The 17900-nt window shown below is 72.0% G+C and carries 19 protein-coding genes; 9 read left to right on the forward strand and 10 right to left on the reverse strand.

What is annotated here, in order from left to right:
• Positions 1-2: 2 nt before the first annotated feature.
• The 3 genes from P2T37_RS14255 to P2T37_RS14265 are packed head-to-tail and all read right to left on the reverse strand — an operon-like array spanning position 3 to position 2645.
• Positions 3-503, reverse strand: a complete 501-nt coding sequence (locus tag P2T37_RS14255; RefSeq protein WP_276234625.1) for a hypothetical protein — start codon at positions 501-503, stop codon at positions 3-5.
• 47 nt (positions 504-550) lie between these two features.
• Positions 551-880, reverse strand: a complete 330-nt coding sequence (locus P2T37_RS14260; RefSeq protein ID WP_276234626.1) for a 4Fe-4S dicluster domain-containing protein — start codon at positions 878-880, stop codon at positions 551-553.
• Positions 881-929: 49 nt separating this feature from the next.
• The gene (locus tag P2T37_RS14265; RefSeq protein WP_276234627.1) at positions 930-2645 is read right to left on the reverse strand and encodes a glutamate--tRNA ligase; all 1716 of its coding nucleotides are present in this window, start codon (positions 2643-2645) and stop codon (positions 930-932) included.
• A 117-nt stretch (positions 2646-2762) separates the two neighbouring features.
• Here P2T37_RS14265 and P2T37_RS14270 point away from each other — a divergent pair, with 117 nt between their 5' ends.
• Positions 2763-3893, forward strand: a complete 1131-nt coding sequence (locus P2T37_RS14270) for a type IV pilin N-terminal domain-containing protein (protein ID WP_276234628.1) — start codon at positions 2763-2765, stop codon at positions 3891-3893.
• A 4-nt stretch (positions 3894-3897) separates the two neighbouring features.
• On the opposite strand, the gene idsA3 is transcribed toward P2T37_RS14270, so the two are convergent.
• The 5 genes from idsA3 to mvk form a co-directional block, all read right to left on the reverse strand.
• The gene (gene idsA3 / locus P2T37_RS14275) at positions 3898-4935 is read right to left on the reverse strand and encodes a geranylfarnesyl diphosphate synthase (protein ID WP_276234629.1); all 1038 of its coding nucleotides are present in this window, start codon (positions 4933-4935) and stop codon (positions 3898-3900) included.
• Entirely contained in the window at positions 4932-6284 is a 1353-nt protein-coding gene (locus P2T37_RS14280; RefSeq protein WP_276234630.1) for a ribonuclease J, read from the reverse strand. Before P2T37_RS14280 ends, idsA3 begins: the two co-directional genes overlap by 4 nt.
• 244 nt (positions 6285-6528) lie before the next feature.
• Positions 6529-7338, reverse strand: coding sequence for a GIDE domain-containing protein (locus tag P2T37_RS14285; RefSeq protein ID WP_276234631.1), 810 nt, complete (start codon positions 7336-7338; stop codon positions 6529-6531).
• A gap of 69 nt (positions 7339-7407) precedes the next feature.
• Positions 7408-8145, reverse strand: a complete 738-nt coding sequence (locus P2T37_RS14290) for an isopentenyl phosphate kinase (protein ID WP_276234632.1) — start codon at positions 8143-8145, stop codon at positions 7408-7410.
• Positions 8138-9121, reverse strand: a complete 984-nt coding sequence (gene mvk / locus P2T37_RS14295) for a mevalonate kinase (protein WP_276234633.1) — start codon at positions 9119-9121, stop codon at positions 8138-8140. Before mvk ends, P2T37_RS14290 begins: the two co-directional genes overlap by 8 nt.
• A 159-nt stretch (positions 9122-9280) precedes the next feature.
• Between mvk and P2T37_RS14300 the strand changes: the two genes are divergently transcribed.
• The gene (locus P2T37_RS14300; RefSeq protein ID WP_276234634.1) at positions 9281-9421 is read left to right on the forward strand and encodes a hypothetical protein; all 141 of its coding nucleotides are present in this window, start codon (positions 9281-9283) and stop codon (positions 9419-9421) included.
• A gap of 52 nt (positions 9422-9473) precedes the next feature.
• Positions 9474-11900 (forward strand): response regulator, encoded by a 2427-nt coding sequence (locus P2T37_RS14305; protein ID WP_276234635.1) that lies wholly within the window; start codon positions 9474-9476, stop codon positions 11898-11900.
• On the opposite strand, the gene P2T37_RS14310 is transcribed toward P2T37_RS14305, so the two are convergent.
• Entirely contained in the window at positions 11897-12388 is a 492-nt protein-coding gene (locus P2T37_RS14310; protein ID WP_276234636.1) for a DUF456 family protein, read from the reverse strand. The two genes, P2T37_RS14305 and P2T37_RS14310, sit on opposite strands and share 4 nt — an antisense overlap.
• Positions 12385-14685: a tRNA(Met) cytidine acetyltransferase TmcA gene (gene tmcA, locus P2T37_RS14315; protein ID WP_276234637.1), complete on the reverse strand. Its 2301-nt coding sequence runs from the start codon at positions 14683-14685 to the stop codon at positions 12385-12387. The genes P2T37_RS14310 and tmcA overlap by 4 nt, the downstream gene beginning before the upstream one ends.
• 98 nt (positions 14686-14783) lie before the next feature.
• Between tmcA and P2T37_RS14320 the strand changes: the two genes are divergently transcribed.
• From P2T37_RS14320 to ndk, 6 genes are all read left to right on the forward strand, one after another.
• Positions 14784-15806 carry an NADP-dependent oxidoreductase gene (locus tag P2T37_RS14320; protein WP_276234638.1) on the forward strand — a complete coding sequence of 341 codons (1023 nt, stop codon included), beginning with the start codon at positions 14784-14786 and terminating at the stop codon, positions 15804-15806.
• Positions 15807-15847: 41 nt separating this feature from the next.
• Entirely contained in the window at positions 15848-16228 is a 381-nt protein-coding gene (locus P2T37_RS14325; RefSeq protein WP_276234639.1) for a hypothetical protein, read from the forward strand.
• A 200-nt stretch (positions 16229-16428) separates the two neighbouring features.
• A complete protein-coding gene (gene rpl7ae, locus P2T37_RS14330) occupies positions 16429-16791 on the forward strand; it encodes a 50S ribosomal protein L7Ae (RefSeq protein ID WP_276234640.1) in 363 nt (120 codons plus the stop codon).
• 4 nt (positions 16792-16795) lie between these two features.
• The gene (locus P2T37_RS14335) at positions 16796-17020 is read left to right on the forward strand and encodes a 30S ribosomal protein S28e (protein WP_276234641.1); all 225 of its coding nucleotides are present in this window, start codon (positions 16796-16798) and stop codon (positions 17018-17020) included.
• Positions 17020-17424, forward strand: coding sequence for a 50S ribosomal protein L24e (locus P2T37_RS14340; RefSeq protein ID WP_276234642.1), 405 nt, complete (start codon positions 17020-17022; stop codon positions 17422-17424). Before P2T37_RS14335 ends, P2T37_RS14340 begins: the two co-directional genes overlap by 1 nt.
• Positions 17421-17900 (forward strand): nucleoside-diphosphate kinase, encoded by a 480-nt coding sequence (gene ndk / locus P2T37_RS14345; RefSeq protein ID WP_276234643.1) that lies wholly within the window; start codon positions 17421-17423, stop codon positions 17898-17900. The genes P2T37_RS14340 and ndk overlap by 4 nt, the downstream gene beginning before the upstream one ends.

The raw sequence follows: 17900 nt of genomic DNA on the forward strand, positions 1-17900 counted from the left end.
GCTCAGCCGTCCAGCGGCAGCTCCGTCAGGTAGTCGTACAGCAGGTCGTCGGGGAGCGACGCGTGCCACGCCGCCCCGTCGTTCGGTTCCCCCTCGGCGCGCGCCGCGAAGACGACGAACGGCTGGGGGACGGGGTCGCGGTCGAAGGGGTCGGCGACGTACCGGACGTGGACGTGCGAGAGGCCGCCGAAGACGGGGTCGACCCCCGTCAGGTCGCGGACGGCGGCGCCCGCACAGTCGCGGAAGTCCGCCTCGGGCCGGCGCGCGGCGGCCGGCTCCGCCCACCCCTCGTCGCTGTCGACCAGCAGCACCCGGCCCTCGGGGTCGAGGACCCACGCGCCCGCGCCGCCGCAGCCGTCGAAGGCGGCGGCGCGGCCACGGAGGCTCTCGTACGCGGTCGCCGAGACCTCGACGGGTTCGCGCACGACCTCGACGCGGCCGTGTTCGGCGGCGAGTTCGGAGAGCACCCGGTCGACGTGGCGGCGGGCGGCCTGGACCGACATACCACCCCGTTCGGCTCCGGGGGTTTAGCCGTTGTGCGCGCGGCGAATCAGATGCGGTTCTCGCGCCCCGGGTCCACGTCGATGGCGTCCACCGGGCAGACGTCGACACAGAGCATGCAGTCGATACACTGCGACTCGTTCGCGGGGTCCGCCTTCCGCTCGGACTCGGGGTGGCCCGGGGTCTCCACCCACTCGAACACGTCCACCGGGCAGTCCTCCAGACACGCGCCGTCCTCCAGACAGATGTCGAAGTCCACGGCGACGTGGGTGCCGTGGATACCGAGGGTCTCCGGCTCCTCGACGGGTCCCCACACCCGGTGGCCCTCGTGCTCCTCGACGACCTCGCGCGACTCCTCGAAGTTGGGGTCGATAGCCATACGCGAGCTACCGGCGGCGCTTACTTAAGAACAGTTACCGGCCGCCCGGCTACGGGTGCGCGAAGTAACAGACCGTCTCGCGCTCGGTGTGGTCGTCCACCCGGACGAAGCCGACCCGTTCGAACTGGAGCAGGTCGTCGGGGTCGTAGTCGGCGATGCCGGGCTCGGCGAAGCAGGGCACGTCGCCGTCGGTCGTGCGCAGGCGCACCGAGACGGAGCCCTCGACGGGGACCCAGTGGACGACCGGGACGCCCTTCTCGCGGACGACCTCGATGGACTCGTCGGTGTAGACGAGCGTGTCGCCCTCGCGGCCGAACGGGCCGAACCCCTTGAGCCAGACGCGCTCGCCCGGTTCGGGGACGTCCTCCGGTTCGAGCAGGACGGCGTCGCCGACGGGAATCTCACGCTCGCCGCGGTCCGGGTGGTCGGGGTGGAGCGGCGGGGTCGCCGCGTCCGGACCGCCCGCGATGTCGTAGCGGACGCCCTCGCGGACCGCGAAGGCGCGGTCCGTGTCGTCGTCCACGAGTTCGCGGTTGTGCGCGTACACGTTCGACATCGGGAGGTCCACGTCGGAGGTGGAGGTGCCGAGTTCGACCATCGCCGCGACGAGCGCCTCGCCGCGGATACCGCGCCGCCGGAGCGACTTGATGCTCGGCACGCGGGGGTCGTCCCAGCCGTCGTACTCGCCGGCCGCGATCTTCTCCTTCAGCGTCGAGGTGGACATCTTCACGTCGTACTCGTCCACCTGGACGTGGCCCCAGTGGACGACCTCGGGGTACTCCCACCCGAAGTAGTCGTAGACGAACCGCTGGCGCTTCGCGGAGTCCTGCAGGTCGATGCCGCGGATGATGTGGGTGACGCCCGTGAGGTGGTCGTCGATGCCGGACTGGAAGTCGAGCATCGGCCAGCAGCGGTAGTCGGCCGCTTCCTCGCGCGGGTGCGGGGTATCGACCATCCGGAACGCGACGAAGTCGCGCAGCGCCGGGTTCTTGTGGTCGATGTCGGTGCGCACGCGGAGCACCATCTCGCCCGAGCCGTACTCGCCGTCGACCATCGCCGCGAACTCCTCGCGGACGGTCTCGGCGTCCTTGTCGCGATGGGGACACGCCTCGCCGGCGTTCTTGAGCTCGGAGAACGCCTCGCCCGAACACGAGCAGGTGTAGGCACCCCCCTCGTCGATGAGGTCGCGGGCGTGCTCGTAGTACGTCTCGACGCGGTCGCTCGCCGTGATGACCTCGTCCGGCTCGAAGCCGAGGTACTCGATGTCGGAGAGGATGGCGTCGTAGGCGTCGAGGTCCGGACGCTTCGTCTCGGGGTCGGTGTCGTCGAACCGGACGATGAAGGCGCCGTCGTAGCGGTCGGCGTAGGTGCCGATGACGGCGGGCATCCGCGCGTGGCCGATGTGCCACGGGCCGTTCGGGTTCGGCGCGGCCCGCATCCGTATCTCGTCGTACTCGTCGGCGTTCGGGAGGTCCGGCAGGTCGCGGTCGTCGCCCTCGTCCTCCGCGTCGAGTTCCTCGACGGCCCCGGGGTCGAGTTCGGCGAGGCGTTCGCGCTTCGCGTCGGCGTCGAGCCCGTTCACGCGCTCGATGACGGGCGCGACGACGCCCGGGATCTCGTCGCCGTGGGGCCGGAAGTCGGGGTTCTCGCCCATGAGCGGCCCCATGATCGCCCCTACCTGTGCGTCGCTGTCGTGTTTGAGCCCGTTGAACAGCGCGGCCCGCTCGGCCTCGCGTTCGACCCGCTCGCGGAGGTCGTCGTCCATTACCCGGGGATGGACCGCCGGGGGCGAAAAGGGCGTGGATTCGCCGCGGTCGCGGGGCGTTTTCGTCGCCTGAGAAGCGCCGATAGGGAATTAAGGGGCATCGTAGAAGGGGGGTGTATGGGAGGGGGACGCGACGAACGGGGGATATCGCCGGTCATCGGCGTCACGCTCATGCTCGTCATCGTGGTCGCGCTCGCGGCGGTGTCGGCCACGCTGTTCCTCGGCCTGTCCGACCGCCTCGTCGCGCCGGCCCCGGCCCTCGCCAGCGAGGAGTCGATACAGGTGCGCCTGGAGGGCAACGAGACGGACCACCGCCTCCAGTTCGTCCACCAGTCGGGGCAGTCGGTGCCCGCGGACACGCTTCGCGTCACCGTCCGCAGCGGCGACGCGACGGCGACGTACGACCTCGACTCGGGGAGCGCCGCGGCGCTCAACGACGGCTCGTGGTCGGCCGGCGAGAAGCTCGGCCTGACCCTCGACGAGTCGACCGTCTGTGCCGGCGGCGGGGAGAGCGCGGAGGTGTCGCTCGTCTACGACGGGGGCGACCGGAACTCGTTCACCATCAGCGAGCGGCGCGTCCCGGTCGAGCGCGGCCAGTTCCTCATCGAGGGCGACACGGTCAGGACGACGGCGGAGTTCACGGCGAACGTGAAGTTCCTCGGCACCGGCTGGTCGAGTCCGACGTACGACGCGCCGGTGAACGTCTCCGTCCGGGTGAACGGTTCCGAGGTCCACGCGTGGGAGATGGTGGGCGACTCGACGACCCAGGTGGGCGCGTACGGCGTCTCCCGGCAGTCCGCGGGGACGACGCTCACCGTGGTCGCCCGCGGCAAGACCGGGCCGGGCGACTACGGCGACTGGCGCACCACGAGCGCGACGGAGAACGAGGAGTACCTCATCGTCCTCCGGGACGGCGACACGGTGCCGAACTACGAGCCGGGGAACGACCAGCAGTCCGCCGCGGCGTACGCCGAGCCGTTCATCAACGACTCGGGGTACATCGACCTCGCGGACAACCAGGCGGTGTTCCTGTTCGACTTCAACCACGGGACGCCGCCGGACGAGGTCGACTACCAGGACGCGGTCGTGCTCGTCTCCTTCTTCACCCAGCAGGGGCAGGGGCCGGAGGTGTACAACACCGGGGGTCGGGACGTCATCGTCTGTCCCGCCGAGACGAGCAACGCGAGCCCCAACGGCGGGAACGGGAACGGGAACGGGAACGGAAACGGCAACGGAAACGGGAACTGACCCGTCAGTACTCCCGCTCGATGAGGAAGTCCGCCACGTCACACAGCAGGCTGCGTGCCTCGTTCTCGGGGAGGTGTTCGAGCCGGCGCTTGCCGGAGGCGACGAGGTCCTGTGCCATCTCGCGGGCGTAGTCGATGGAGCCGCTCTCGCGGAGCTCCGCGACGGCCGCGTCGATGGCCTCCTCGGTTACCTCCTCGGGGTCGTCGACGTCCACCAGCCCGTCCACGTCGACGCCGTTGTCGCGGGCGTGGAGGCTGATGACGGTCCGCTTCCCCTCGACGAGGTCGGAGCCGCGCTGCTTGCCGAGCTTCTCGGAGGGGGTCGTCAGGTCGAGCACGTCGTCCTGTATCTGGAACGCACAGCCGATGTCGAGCCCGTAGCCGTGGAGCGCCTCGACGACCTCGTCGTCGGCGCCGAGCAGGACCGCGGGAATCGCGGCGGCCGCGGCGTACAGCACGGCGGTCTTGAGTTCGACCATCTCCAGGTACTCGTCGGTCGTCACGTCGCCGCGCGACTCGAATCCCACGTCGAACGCCTGCCCCTCGCAGATCTCGGTGCAGGTGGTCGCGAGCTCGTCGAGCGCGCGCACCTGCCGCTCGGGCGGCGCGTCGGTTTCGAGCATGAACTCGAACGCCTTCGAGTAGAGCGTGTCGCCCGCGAGGATGGCGGTCTCCACGTCGTACTCCCGGTGGACGGAGGGAACCCCGCGCCGGAGGTCGTCGTCGTCCATGATGTCGTCGTGGATGAGCGTGAACGACTGGATGACCTCTATCGAGACGGCGGCGCTCATCACGTCCACCGGCTCGTCCCCGAGGTCGGGGAACGCCCGGTAGGGGTGTTCGAACGGTTCCACGTCGGTGAGCGCCTCCGCGACGAGCAACAGCACGGTGGGGCGGAGCCGCTTCCCCCCGGCGTCGAGCAGGTAGCGCGACGCCTCGTACAGCTGTTCGGGCCGCTGGACCGGCAGCTGCTCGTCGATGGCCGCGTTCACCTCCTCGCGGCGGTCACGGACGGCCGCGCGGACGCGCTCCTCGGCGCTCATTCGACCAGGTTGATGACGTTGCCGTTGCGCGTCACGTGGAGGTCACGCCCGAGCTGGTACCCCTTGCTCGCCGCGAGGTCGACGTACGGCGCGAAGCCCTTCATGTCCTGGTGGGCCGGGATGACGTGCTCGGGTTCGAGCGCGTCGAGCATCTCGTAGTGGCCCTCCTCGCGCAGGTGACCGGAGACGTGGATGTCGTCGTAGATGCGCGCGCCCTGCATGCCGAGGAGCTTCTCGGACTGGTAGCGCTGGCCCTCGTTCGTCGGCTCCGGGATGACCCGCGCCGAGAAGATGACCTTGTCGCCCTCGTCCAGCTCGTAGGGGGTCTCGCCGCGACCCATCCGGGTGAGCATCGCGCGCGGCTCGCCCTGGTGGCCCGTGACGATGGGGAGGTACTTCTCCTTCCCCTCGTTCATGATGCGCTTGAACGTGCGGTCCACGCTCTTGCGGTGGCCGTACATCCCCACGTCGCCGGGGAAGTCCACGAAGCCGAGCCGCTCGGCGGTCCCCGAGTACTTCTCCATCGAGCGCCCGAGCAGGACGGGCTGTCGGCCGATGTCGCGCGCGAACTCGACGAGCGAGGAGACGCGGGCGATGTGGCTGGAGAACGTCGTGGCGACGATACCGCCGTCGTAGTCCTCCACGGAGGTCATCACGTCCTTCAGGTGGCGGCGCGCGACGGACTCCGAGGGGGTGCGGCCCTTGCGGCCCGCGTTCGTACAGTCCTCGATGTACGCGAGGACGCCGTTGCCCTCGCGCCCGATCTCGCGGAACCGCTTCATGTCGATGGGGTCCCCGATGACCGGCGTGTGGTCCATCCGCTTGTCGAGGCCGTAGACGACCGCGCCCTCGGGCGTGTGGACGACGGGGTTGATGGCGTCGATGATGGAGTGGGTGACGTTGACGAACTCCAGTTGGACCTCGCCCGAGTCGCCGATCTCCATCGTCTCGCCGGCGTCCATCTTCTGGAGGTCGTTGTTGACGCCGAACTTCTGTTCGCCCTCGATCTGCTGTTTCACCAGCTCGATGGTGAACGGCGTCGCCACGATGGGCGCGTCGTACCGGTGTGCGAGCTTCGAAATGGCGCCGATGTGGTCGAGGTGGCCGTGCGTCGGCACGATGGCCTGCACGTCGCCCTCGATGTCGCTCATGACCCGGTCGTCCGGGATGGCCCCCATATCGATGAGGTCCAGGCTGTGCATCCGCTCGGTCTCGACGTTGTCGTGGATGAGGACCTTCGACAGGTTCAGCCCCATGTCGAAGACCACCACGTCGTCGCCAGCGCGGACGGCAGTCATCTGCCGGCCGACTTCCTCGTAGCCGCCGATTGTCGCGATATCGATTTCCATAGTTGTGTCGTCCGAGGAGAGTCGCCCCGCGTGGAGGACCGGCGAGTACCGGCGACTGGCGCCCGAGGGCGTGCCGCGGTGGCGGTCGTCGGAGTCGGGAAGGCCCCGCGGGCCCGCCCGGCCGTGTCCGACCGCCGAAGCCGGCCGCCCCCGCGTTCCCGGGGCGACCGCGTCTCGGTTAACTGCCGCTTTCTTCCCCAACCGTAAAAGTGTCGTGGGTTGGGCGTCGCGGGCCGAAACCGCCTCAGAGCGCGGCGAGCAGGCCCGGAGCGAGGCCGGCGACGAGCAGCGCCGCGCCGACGAGCGCGAGGAGTGCGCCGCCGGCGAGGTACAGCGTCCCGTTCGAGCGCGCGTCCACGAGTTCGGCCTCCGAGCGGTTCGAGACGATGAACCGTTCGGCGTCGCGGTGGCCGTCGTCCGCGGCGGCGACCACCTCGAAGTCGTTGCCGCCGAACTCCTCGGCGCCGACCCGCGTCGCCGTGCCCAGCACGTACACCTCGTCGCCCGGCCGAATCAGCTTCTGGCGGTACTTCCGGTCGCCGACCTGCTGGCCCCAGTCGAGCGCCTTGATGAACGCCTCGCGCGGCCCGCCCGGCGTCGAGTCCATCGCGAGGAACCGCTCGACCGGCTCGGGGAGCGGGTCGTCCACGCCTATCTCCCGGACCCACGCGGTGTCGGGGTCGAACTCCAGGTTCGCGCCGTCGGGCCGGACGACGACGCGGTCGGTGCCGTCGTCCAGCACGAACTCCGTCGCGTAGGTACCCGTCCCCTCCGTGCGCCACGAGGAGTGTTTGCCCGACTCCTCCCACTCCTCTATCTCCCACCACGCGGCGAGCGCGTCCTCGTCGGTGAACGGGGCCGGGAGCGGGCCGTCGTCCGTCGGTTCCGCGCGACCGACGAGTTCCACGGGGCCGGGCGTCACGGCCAGCGCGTCGGTCGTCTCCGTCGCCTCCATCAGCGCGGTCTCGGCGCGCATCCGTCGGCCGCGATAGACGCCGTAGCCGCCGACCGCGAGGAACAGTACGCCGGCGAGGAGCGGGACGACACTCACCATCGTATCACCGCCTCGGGGACCATACGCACGGGTGGTCGCGCGCCGGACTTCAATCCCGCCGCTCGCCGGTCAGTCGATGCGGGTTCCCGGCTCCCCGCCGGCGAGGAACTCGGCGACGGCGTCGGCGTCGAACACGTAGGCCGGCGCGTCGAGCGCGAGCAGTTCCCGCACCTTCGCGGCCATGCCGCCGGTCACGTCCGTCGAGTCGCTCCCGCCGAGCGCGTCGGCCACCTCGTCGAACGCGCCGATGCGCGGGACGACCGCGCCGTCGGCGTCGAGCACGCCCGGCACCGCCGAGCAGAGACCGACCCGCTCCGCCCCGAGCGACGCCGCGAGCGCGACGACGAGTTCGTCGCCCGAGAGTATCGTCACGCCCTCGCCGGCGTGGGCGACGACGTCGCCGTGGAGGACGGGAACGAACCCCTCGTCGAGCATCGTCGCGACGCTCCCCGCCGGGAGCGAGAGGTCGCCGTCCGCGTCGCGAGCGGCGAGCGAGAACGGGTGGACCGGAACCGCGGGCGCGCCGGCGTCGGCGAGCGCCCCGACGACGGCGCGGTTGAGGTCCTCCATCGCGCCGGCGATGCCGCGGGCCGCGGCGGGGTCTCCCGACCCCTCGGTGCGCGAGACGCCGTGCGCGCTGGCGTGGTGGTGGCCGAAGGAGCCGCCGCCGTGGACGACGACCAGCGGCCCGTCGTGACCGGCGACCGCGTCGGCGAGCGCCGCCAATCGTTCGTCGTCCACCGTCTCGGGCGCGTCCTTGTCCGTGACGACGCTCCCGCCGAGTTTGAGGACCGTGGGGCTACTCACGCCGGACCCCCTCGGTGTCGAGTTCGGCGCGGAACGCCGACTCGCAGCCGGGCGTGTATTCGAGCGCGCGTTCCGTCGCGTCGGTGTCGTCGAGCGCGACGATACAGCCGCCGCCGCCGGCGCCCGTGAGCTTCGCCCCCGCCGCGCCGGCGTCGCGCGCGGCCCACACCATCGCCTCCAGCGAGCGCGACGAGACGCCGAGCGCCGCGAGCAGGCCGTGGTTGAAGTCCATCAGGTCGCCGAGTTCGCCCACGTCGCCGTCACGGAGGGCGCGCTCGCCCTGTCGCACGAGGTCGCCGATGGCGGCCACGGTGTCGTCGGCGAAGCCGTACGTCTCCTTCAGGTCGCGGACGCCCGCGACGAGTTCGCCCGTGTTGCCCGCGCCGCCGTCGTAGCCGACGACGAAGGGGAGTTCCGGCGCGTCCCCGATGCGGTCACAGTCGTCGCCCTCGACCCGGACCGCGCCGCCCATCGCCGAGCAGAAGGTGTCGGCCCGCGAGGCCTGCCCCTCCTGCACCTCGTGTTCGACGCGGTAGGCGCGGTCGGCCAGCTCCTCCGCGGAGAGGTCGACGCCGAGTTCCCGTGTCGCGGCGTCGATACCGGCGACGACGACGGCGGCCGAGGAGCCGAGTCCCGCGCCGAGGGGGATGTCCGACTCGATGGTCACGTCGAAGCCGACGCCCTCCACGCCGGCCGCGTCGCGCGCCTGCGCCACCGCGCCGTCCACGTAGCCCGTCGCCGCGGCCACGAGGTCGCCCGGCACGTCCACGTCCGCGTCGCCGGGGTCGTCGCCGTAGGTGACGGTGAAGCCGTCGAGCGAGAGGTCCGCGGCGTCCACGCGGATGCGGTCGTCGTCGCGGCGCTCGACGGTGACGCGCGCGCGCCGCGAGACGGCACACGGCACCGCCGGCTCGCCGTAGACGACGGCGTGCTCCCCGAACAGGTACACCTTGCCGGGGGCGCTCGAAGTGGTCATGTGCCGTCGTGTCGCGCTCGGCGTTTAAGCCTATCCGAACCGCCCGAGGCGGCCGCAGGCGCCCCACCGTCGGCGACGGGTCTTTTCCGCCGCACGGACTCGGCGACGTATGGACCCGCTCACGCGCCGGAGCGGCCGGCGCTCGTCTCGCCCATCCTGGTGTTCGACGGCCGGCACGACTCGGGCGAGCCGCGGCCGCGTGAGGGGGAGATAGCCGAGGTGCGGTGGTTCACGGAGCGGCCCGAGCCGGTGTTGTACGACGACCTCCGGACGTTCCCGATGTCCGACGAGCGGGTGTGAAGCGGCCGACACGACGGGGTACACATATCCGTCGCGGGGGAGAGGGGCGAGTATGACCGAGGCCCTCCGCGTCCTCCACGTCGAAGACGACCCCGACTTCGCCGAGCTCTCGGCGACGTATCTGGGCCGGGGTGACGACGGCTTCGAGGTCGTCACCGAGACGGACCCCGAGGCGGCCCTCGCGCGACTCGGCCGAGAGCGGGTCGACTGTGTCGTCTCGGACTACGAGATGCCCGGCACGGACGGGCTGGCGCTGCTGCGCGAGGTGCGGGAGCGACACGGCGACCTCCCCTTCGTGCTGTTCACGGGCAAGGGGTCGGAGGAGATAGCCAGCGAGGCCATTTCGGCGGGCGTCACCGACTACCTCCAGAAGGAGACGGGGACGGAGCAGTTCACCGTCCTCGCGAACCGCGTGCGCAACGCGGTGTCGAAGCGCCGGGCCGAATCGACGCTGCGGACCCGGGTCGACCAGCAACACGCGCTCGCGACGCTCGGCGAACTGGCGCTGACGAACCCCCCGGCCCCGGAGCTGTACGACCGCGCGGTCGGGTTGGTCGCGGAGGCGCTCGACGCGCCGTTCGTCAGCCTGCTCGAACTCGACGACGGGGGCGAGCGGCTGGTGCCGCGCGCGAACGTCGGCTGGTCGGCCGTCGAACAGCCCGCGGCCGACGACGACGACGGCGTCCCGGCGACGGAGGAGACGATGGCGGGCTACATCCGGTCGCGCGGCGAGGCGGTGTTCCTGCGCGACCTCTCCGACGAGGGGCGCTTCGCCGGCCACGAGACGCTCCGGGACGTGGGCATCGTCAGCGGCGCGGGGGTGCCGGTCGGCCGCGGCACGAAGCCGTGGGGCGTCCTGCTGGTCCACACGCGCGAGTTGCGCTCGTTCTCGCCGGAGGACGCGACGTTCCTCCGCAACATCGCGAACGTGCTGGCGACCGCGCTCGACATCGGGGAGCCGACCGACGTGTCGGCCCGTTCGGCCCCCCGGGGGCTCGACGAGGTATTCGAACTGTCCCCGGTCGGGACGTTCGTCCTCGACGCCGACGGCCGTGTCGCCTGGGCGAACCGCGCCGTGGCCGACTACTTCGGGCTGGAGCGCGACGCGCTCGTCGGCCGCGAGCAAGCCGACGTCGTGCGGGGGTCGCTCGCGCCCGCTATCGAGGACGGCGAGGGGATGGCCGCGCGACTGCTCGGCGAGGAGGGCATCGAGAAGTTCGAGTGTCACGTGCTCGCCGGCGAGGGTCGCGAGGAACGGTGGCTCCAGTACTGGAGCCAGCCGGTGACCGACGGGGAGTACGCCGGCGGGCGCATCGAGCACTACTACGACATCACCGACCGGCGGACGCTGGAGGCGGAACTCGAACGCGACCTCGACGCGCTGGGCGAACTGTACGAGGTGTCCGCGAGCGGGCTGCCGTTCCGCGAGAAGGTCGAGCGGCTGCTGGAGTACGGCCGGAACCACCTCGGCGTCCAGGTGGGGGCGCTGAACCACATCCACGACGGGCGACAGGACACGCTCGTCGCGGCGGGCGACACGGGGGGGCTGCCCCGGTCGATACCGCTCTCGGATGCCTACTGCCGGCGCACCATCGAGAGCACCGACCTCGTGGAGATAGAGAACGCCCCCGCGGAGGGGTACGGCGACGACCCGGCCTACGGGACGACGGGCTGGGCCTGCTACATCGGCGGGAAGGTCATCGTGGACGGGTCGCCGTACGGGACGGTCTGTTTCGGCGATAGCGAGGCGAAGGAGCCGACGTTCTCCGACTTCGACCGCACCTTCGTCCGCCTCCTCTCCCGGTGGGTCGGCTACGAACTCGACCGGGAACGGAGCCAGCGGGAGCGCGCCCGCGAGAACGAGCGGCTCGACCGCTTCGCCAGCGTCGTGAGCCACGACCTCCGGAACCCCCTCTCCGTGGCGACCGGCTACCTCGACGTTGCCCGCGAGGACGGGAGCGAGGACGCGTTCGACCGGGTGGACGCCGCGCTCGACCGGATGGACGAGATAATCGACGACGCGCTCGCCACCGCCCGGCTCGGGGGTCGGGTCACCGACCCCGCGACCCTCTCGCTCGCCGACCTCGCCGCGGAGGCGTGGGCGACGACCGACGCCCCGGACGCCACCCTCGACGTGCGAGACGACGCGACGCTCTCGGGCGGCGAGGCCCGCGTGAAGCGCCTGCTGGAGAACCTCTTCCGCAACAGCATCGACCACGGGAGCGCGGACGTGACGGTCGCGGTCGGCGCGCTCGACGACGGGGGCTTCTACGTCGCCGACGACGGGCCCGGTATCCCCGAGGACGAGCGCGACGAGGTGTTCGCCGGCGGCTACACGACGAGCGAGGACGGAACCGGGTTCGGCCTCGCCATCGTGAAGGCCGCCGCCGAGGCCCACGGCTGGGAGGTGTCGGTGACGGGGAGCGAGTCGGGGGGCGCACGCTTCGAGTTCCGGCCCGGCACCATCGGGATGGACTAGAGGAGCACGAGGACGAGCAGGCTCCCGAGGACGGCGAGCGTCGCGAGCAGCTGGACGACGATGGAGCCGAGCGCGCCGACCGTCGTCGCGACGGCCGCGCGCAACGCCCGGTCGGGGTCGCCGTGACGGCGGTACTCGACGGCGAACACCGTTCCGGCGATGCCCGCGACGACGCCGAGCGGCCCGGCGACGAACAACAGGGCGAAGCCGACGACCCCGGCGAGCACGCTGGTGCGGGCCTCCGCGCCGCCGAGCCTCGCCGCGAGCGGCCCGGCGAGCACGTCCGCGGCGAGCGCGACCAGACAGGTGAGGAGCAACACGGCGAACACGAGCGTGCCCGGGTCGGCGTAGCCGGTCGCGTACCAGTAGAACCCGAGTCCCGCGAGCGACCCGAGCGCGCCCGGCACGCCGGGGACGACGCTGCCGACGACGCCGACGGCGGCCAGCAGGAGGGCGGCGGCGACGAGGAGGTCGATGCCGGGAATCACCGGTAGCGGGCCGCCTCCTCGCGGGCCGCCTCACCCCCGTAGGCCTCGACGAGCGGGTCGAGCGCCGCGACGAACCCCTTCACGCAGGCGCGCTCGGAGACGTAGCCGAACTCGTCGGCGAGCGCGGCGAACGGCCGGGCCTGCAGCGCGCGGGCGACGAGTAGCTGGGCCGTCCCCCCGTCGACCACGCCGTCGGCGACGCCGCGCGCGACGAGCCGGCGGAAGGGGCGCGGCGCCGAGCCGAAGTAGCCGCTCCCGTAGGCGGCCGCCGCGACGGCGCGCCACTCCCGGTCGTCGAGGTCGAGCGCGAACTCGCCCTCCGTCGCGCGGAGCGCCCCGACGACCACGCCGGGGTCGCAGTCGCGCAGCGCGTCCGAGAGCAGCGCCGGTATCTGCCGGCGGAACCACGCGCCGTTGCGCGCCAGCAGCGCCTCCCCGGCGTCGGTGAACGGGCGGACCATGAGCGCCGAGTGCTCGCCGGAGGCGTCGTTGCGCGTCGTGGAGAGGTGGACCGTCCGGTAGCCCGCGCGCCGCCAGAACCGGAGCAGGCGCGGGGTCGCGCCGAAGCCGACGCCGAGGTAGTCGAACGGCTCGCCCGTGGCCTCGTGGCGCGCGGTCAGCGGGTCCGGGGTCTCTCCGTCCCGCCACGGGGCGGGCTCCCCGTCGGGCCCGAACTCCGCGGCGACGGCGTCGAGCAGGGCGGAGCCGAGCCCGCGCGACCGGACGGCGTCGTGGACGGCGATGCGGACCACCCGGAGCCCCCGGGGAGCGCCGGCCTCGCGGTCGCGCAGTTGGGCCGTCAGCACGTCCGGGAGCATGTTGCCGCGGACGGTTTCGCCGTCGTACATCGCCTCGCGGACGGACTCGGGCAGGCCGCCCTCCCACGCGAGCAGGGCGACGGCGACGACGCGCCCGTCGTGGGTGAGCGCGCGGACGGTGATGTTCGGCGCGTCGAGCAGGCGCGCGAGGTCGTCCGGCTCCGTGCGGTAGTGCGCGGCGACGAGCAGGCCGAACGCTCCCCGGAGGAGGTGCGGGTCGGCGACGAGGGCGTCGGGGCCGAACGCCTCGTACCGGACCGTGTCGGGCGTCGCGTCGGCGACGAGTTCGGGCACGGGCGGCGAGGCGTCCAACAGCAGGGCGCGGAACGCCCACACCTCGACGGGGTCGCCCGCGGCGTACCGGATGGGCTCGGCGAGCGAGGCCTCCGTGACGGTTCGGTCGCCCTCGGCGAGGCGGTCGCGGAAGCGCACGTCGAAGCCCCGGCCGGCGCCCTCGTAGCCGTGGACGGTCGTGGCGAACGCGACCGGCGTCCCGCCGTCGGCGAGGCGTTCCAGGACGCGAACGGGGACCGCGGCGGCCTCGTCCACGACGACGGCGTCCGCCGCCTCCGTGACCGCAGCGGGCGGGGTCGCGTAGCGGACGCGCCCCCCCTCGGTCGCGCGCACGGGATGGGTGTCGTCGGGCCGCGAGTCGAGGGCGTCGAGGTCACGGAGCAGGGCGGCGGCCCGGTCGAACACCTCGGCGGCGTTGCGGTAGCGCGGCGCCGTCACGAGCACGTCGCGGCCCTCGGCGGCGAGCGCGCCCGCCGCGAGGCCGGCGGCGGCGGACTTCCCGCGCCCCCGGTCGGCCTCCACGACGACGGCGGCCCCGGGGTCGCGGAGCCGTTCGAGCGCGCACACCGCGTCGAGCTGGTCGCCGGTCAGGCAGGCTTCGTAGGCGGCACGGGGGAAGGCCCGGTCCTCGGGGTCGGGGAGCGCGGGCGCCCCGGCCGCGAGCCGCGGCGCGGGGTCCGTGAGCCCGTCGTCCTCCCAGGTCTCGGCGTCCGCGTCGTATATCGCCACGCCGCGGTGCTCGCGCAGCGTACGGACGAGGCGCCGGCGGAACCGCCCGGTCACGCCGTCGCGGTCGAACGGCGGGACGGCGAGCCGGTCGTCGAAGTCGTCGCGGCGGTCGGGCCACGCGTCCAGCGGCGGCGCGAGGACGACGAGGAGGCCGCCGCCGTCCACCGCGCCCACGGCCCGTCCGAGGGCGTTGGGCCGCGTCTCGTCGTGGGAGTCCACGACGACGGCCTCGCGGGTGCGCCCGAGCAGGTCGCCCGAGGCCCGCGGCGGGAGGTGTTCGGCGGGGCCGATGTCGCCCGTCGTGACGCAGGTGGTCTCCGTTCCCTCGATACCGGCGGCTTCGAGGGCGCGCCGGGCGGCCGCGTAGCACCGCTCGCGCGCCCCGTGGACGACGAGCGCCCGGCGCTCGTTCGTCGCGCGGGCCTCGGCGACGAGAGCGGCGACGGCCTCGTTCATGCCACTGGGGCGGCGGCGAGCCGTATTCCGCTTTCGGTCCCGTAGGTCCGAGCTGTCGCGGGGGCAACACCGAAGACGGGCGGGGCTGTGTGACGGGCATGGAGACACGACAGTGGGTCCTCGACTCGCGACCCGTCGGCGAACCGAGCGCGGAGAACTTCCGGCTGGAGACGGCCGAGCTGGACGACCCCGGCCCTCGCGAGGTCGTGGTGCGGACGCTGTACCAGTCCGTGGACCCGTACATGCGCGGGCGGATGCGCGACGCGGAGAGCTACGCCGAGCCGTGGGACGTGGGCGACCCGATGCGCGCGGCCGTCGTCGGCGAGGTCGTCGAGTCGCGCCACCCGCGCTTCGAGCGGGGCGACGTGGTGCAGGGCGAGGGGCTCTACTGGGCGGAACACGCCGTGGCCGACGGCGACGACCTCCGGCGGGTAGACCCGTCGCTCGCGCCCGTCTCGACGGCGCTCGGAATCCTCGGGATGCCGGGCGTCACGGGCTACTACGGCCTGCTCGACGTGGGCGAGCCGCGGCCCGGCGACACCGTCGTCGTGAGCGCCGCCGCGGGCGCGGTCGGCAGCGTCGTCGGCCAGCTCGCCCGGCTCAACGGCTGTCGCGTGGTCGGCATCGCCGGCGCGGACGAGAAGCTGGAGTGGCTCACCGACGACCTGGGATTCGACGCGGCGATCAACTACAAGACGGAGGACGTACACGCCAGGCTCCGCGAGGAGACCGACGGCATCGACGTGTACTACGACAACGTCGGCGGCGACGTGACCGACGCCGTCTGGGACCTCCTCGCCCTCCGGTGTCGCGTCGTCGTCTGCGGGCAGATAGCCCAGTACAACGCGACCGAGGTGCCGACCGGCCCGCGGAAGCTGGCGAAGCTCATCGAGACCCGGGGCCGCGTCGAGGGCGTCCTCGTGCGCGACTACGACGCCGAGCAGTGGCGCGAGGCCATCACGCGGCTCGCGGGCTGGATCGGCGAGGACGAGGTCCGCTACCGCGAGAACGTCGTCGAGGGGTTCGAGAACGCCCCCGACGCCTTCCTCGGGCTGTTCGAGGGCGTCAACCTCGGCAAGCAGGTGGTGAAGGTGGCCGACGCCGAGTACGCCGACCTGTAAGGCCACGAGGCTTTTACCCGGACAACGATTCCCTCCGAACGATGCCACGGGGTCCGAACAGGACGCACTCGTCGTACTCGTCGCTGTCCGCCGGCGGGAAGAGCCCGCCGCTCGGAATCTGGCTGCTCGCGGGGTTGAACGTCATCGGCGTCCTGTTCGCCCTCCCGCTCGTCGGCCGGCTGTTGGGCGCGAACGACCCCGCCGTCGTCGCGCTCGCCGCCGGGCTGTCGCTGCTGCTCGTCGCCGGCCTGGTGTTCACCTACGGGCTGGTGACGATAGCCTACTGGGGCTGGGTCGGGACGCTCGTGGTCAACGTACTCGGGGCGCTGTTGGATCTCCTCACGTTCGACGTGCTCGGCCTGCTCGTGAGCGCGCTCGTCGTCGCGTACCTCTTCGCGGTCCACGACCGCTACGACGCCTGAGCGACCCGTGGTGGGGTGTCGCACGGGCGGACGCGTTCAAACACGCTTTTACGTGGGGACTCGGTATGACGGGGTACAGCCGACACGGGGTTGTGATGCCCCTAGCCCAGGATTCACGCGGTACGGGGAACTGTGCCGCGAGACCCGCTCGGGTCGAAGGCGGGGGGGCGCGAGCCCACGTGTCGGAGGTGACCACACATATGCCCGTATACGTAGACTACGATGTGCCCGCAGACCTCGAAGACGACGCGCTCGCCGCGCTCGAGGTCGCCCGGGACACCGGCACGGTGAAGAAGGGAACGAACGAGACGACCAAAGCCGTCGAGCGAGGCAACGCCCTGCTCGTCTTCGTCGCCGAGGACGTGTCGCCCGAGGAGGTCGTGATGCACCTCCCCGAGCTGGCCGGCGAGAAGGAGGTCCCGTACGTCTTCGTCGAGACGCAGGACGACATCGGCCACGCGGCCGGCCTCTCGGTCGGCTCCGCCGCCGCGGCCATCACGGACGCCGGCGAGGCCGTCACGGACGTCGAGGACATCGCCTCGAAGATCGAGGAGCTCCAGTAGACCCATGTCGGCAGAAGAGGAAGCGAACGACGCCACGCCCGCCGAGGTCATCGAGGTCGTCGGCAAGACCGGGATGCACGGCGAGGCGATGCAGGTGAAGTGCCGCATCCAGGAGGGCGAGAACCAGGGCCGCATCATCACGCGGAACTGTCTCGGCCCCGTCCGGGTCGGCGACGTCATCCAGCTGCGCGAAACCGCCCGCGAGGCGGACTCCATCGGTGGTCAGTGATGCCCCGAACACGCGAATGTGACTTCTGTGGCGCGGACATCGAGCCCGGGACGGGCACGATGCTCGTGCTGAACGACGGCACCACACACCACTTCTGCTCCGCGAAGTGCGAGAAGAACTCCGAGCTGGGCCGCGAGGCCCGCGACCTCGAGTGGACCGAGGCCGGCGGCAACCGCGGCGGCCCGGCCGCCGAGGTCGAGGCGGACGAGGAGCCCGAGGAGGAGCCGGCCGAAGCGACGGACGACGAGGACGACGAGTCCGAGGAGACCGACGCCGAGGAAGCCACGGAGCCCGAGGAGGACGACGCCGAGGAGGCCGAGGCCGACGAGGGTGAGGAGTCCGAGGACGACGAGGCCGACGCGGAGAACGAGTCCGAGGACGACACGGAGGACGACGAGGAATGAGCCACCACGACGAGCGGACGTTCGTGATGGTGAAGCCCGACGGCGTCCAGCGCGGCCTCATCGGCGAGATCGTCTCCCGGTTCGAGGACCGCGGCCTGAAGCTCGTCGCCGGGAAGTTCATGCGCATCGACGAGGAGCTGGCGCACGAACACTACGGCGAGCACGAGGGGAAGCCGTTCTTCGACGGCCTCGTCGAGTTCATCACCTCCGGGCCCGTCTTCGCGATGGTCTGGGAGGGCGCCGACGCGACCCGGCAGGTCCGCCGTATGATGGGCGAGACCGACCCCGCCGAGTCCGCACCCGGCACGATCCGGGGCGACTTCGGCCTCGACCTCGGCCACAACGTCATCCACGGCTCGGACCACGAGGACGAGGGCGCGAACGAGCGCGAGATCGAGCTGTTCTTCGACGAGGACGAGCTCGTGGACTACGACCTCGACGCGTCCGCGTGGACGTACGAGGACGAGGACCACTAG

This window comes from Halosegnis marinus, assembly GCF_029338355.1.
Classification (GTDB): Archaea; Halobacteriota; Halobacteria; order Halobacteriales; family Haloarculaceae; genus Halosegnis; species Halosegnis marinus.

What these genes read in the sequence shown, in the direction of transcription:
- P2T37_RS14255 (WP_276234625.1), bottom strand. Translation starts at nt 503, where the DNA reads ATGTCGGTCCAGGCCGCCCGCCGCCACGTCGACCGGGTGCTCTCCGAA.
- P2T37_RS14260 (WP_276234626.1), bottom strand. Translation starts at nt 880, where the DNA reads ATGGCTATCGACCCCAACTTCGAGGAGTCGCGCGAGGTCGTCGAGGAG.
- P2T37_RS14265 (WP_276234627.1), bottom strand. Translation starts at nt 2,645, where the DNA reads ATGGACGACGACCTCCGCGAGCGGGTCGAACGCGAGGCCGAGCGGGCC.
- P2T37_RS14270 (WP_276234628.1), top strand. Translation starts at nt 2,763, where the DNA reads ATGGGAGGGGGACGCGACGAACGGGGGATATCGCCGGTCATCGGCGTC.
- idsA3 (WP_276234629.1), bottom strand. Translation starts at nt 4,935, where the DNA reads ATGAGCGCCGAGGAGCGCGTCCGCGCGGCCGTCCGTGACCGCCGCGAG.
- P2T37_RS14280 (WP_276234630.1), bottom strand. Translation starts at nt 6,284, where the DNA reads ATGGAAATCGATATCGCGACAATCGGCGGCTACGAGGAAGTCGGCCGG.
- P2T37_RS14285 (WP_276234631.1), bottom strand. Translation starts at nt 7,338, where the DNA reads ATGGTGAGTGTCGTCCCGCTCCTCGCCGGCGTACTGTTCCTCGCGGTC.
- mvk (WP_276234633.1), bottom strand. Translation starts at nt 9,121, where the DNA reads ATGACCACTTCGAGCGCCCCCGGCAAGGTGTACCTGTTCGGGGAGCAC.
- P2T37_RS14305 (WP_276234635.1), top strand. Translation starts at nt 9,474, where the DNA reads ATGACCGAGGCCCTCCGCGTCCTCCACGTCGAAGACGACCCCGACTTC.
- tmcA (WP_276234637.1), bottom strand. Translation starts at nt 14,685, where the DNA reads ATGAACGAGGCCGTCGCCGCTCTCGTCGCCGAGGCCCGCGCGACGAAC.
- P2T37_RS14320 (WP_276234638.1), top strand. Translation starts at nt 14,784, where the DNA reads ATGGAGACACGACAGTGGGTCCTCGACTCGCGACCCGTCGGCGAACCG.
- P2T37_RS14325 (WP_276234639.1), top strand. Translation starts at nt 15,848, where the DNA reads ATGCCACGGGGTCCGAACAGGACGCACTCGTCGTACTCGTCGCTGTCC.
- rpl7ae (WP_276234640.1), top strand. Translation starts at nt 16,429, where the DNA reads ATGCCCGTATACGTAGACTACGATGTGCCCGCAGACCTCGAAGACGAC.
- P2T37_RS14335 (WP_276234641.1), top strand. Translation starts at nt 16,796, where the DNA reads ATGTCGGCAGAAGAGGAAGCGAACGACGCCACGCCCGCCGAGGTCATC.
- P2T37_RS14340 (WP_276234642.1), top strand. Translation starts at nt 17,020, where the DNA reads ATGCCCCGAACACGCGAATGTGACTTCTGTGGCGCGGACATCGAGCCC.
- ndk (WP_276234643.1), top strand. Translation starts at nt 17,421, where the DNA reads ATGAGCCACCACGACGAGCGGACGTTCGTGATGGTGAAGCCCGACGGC.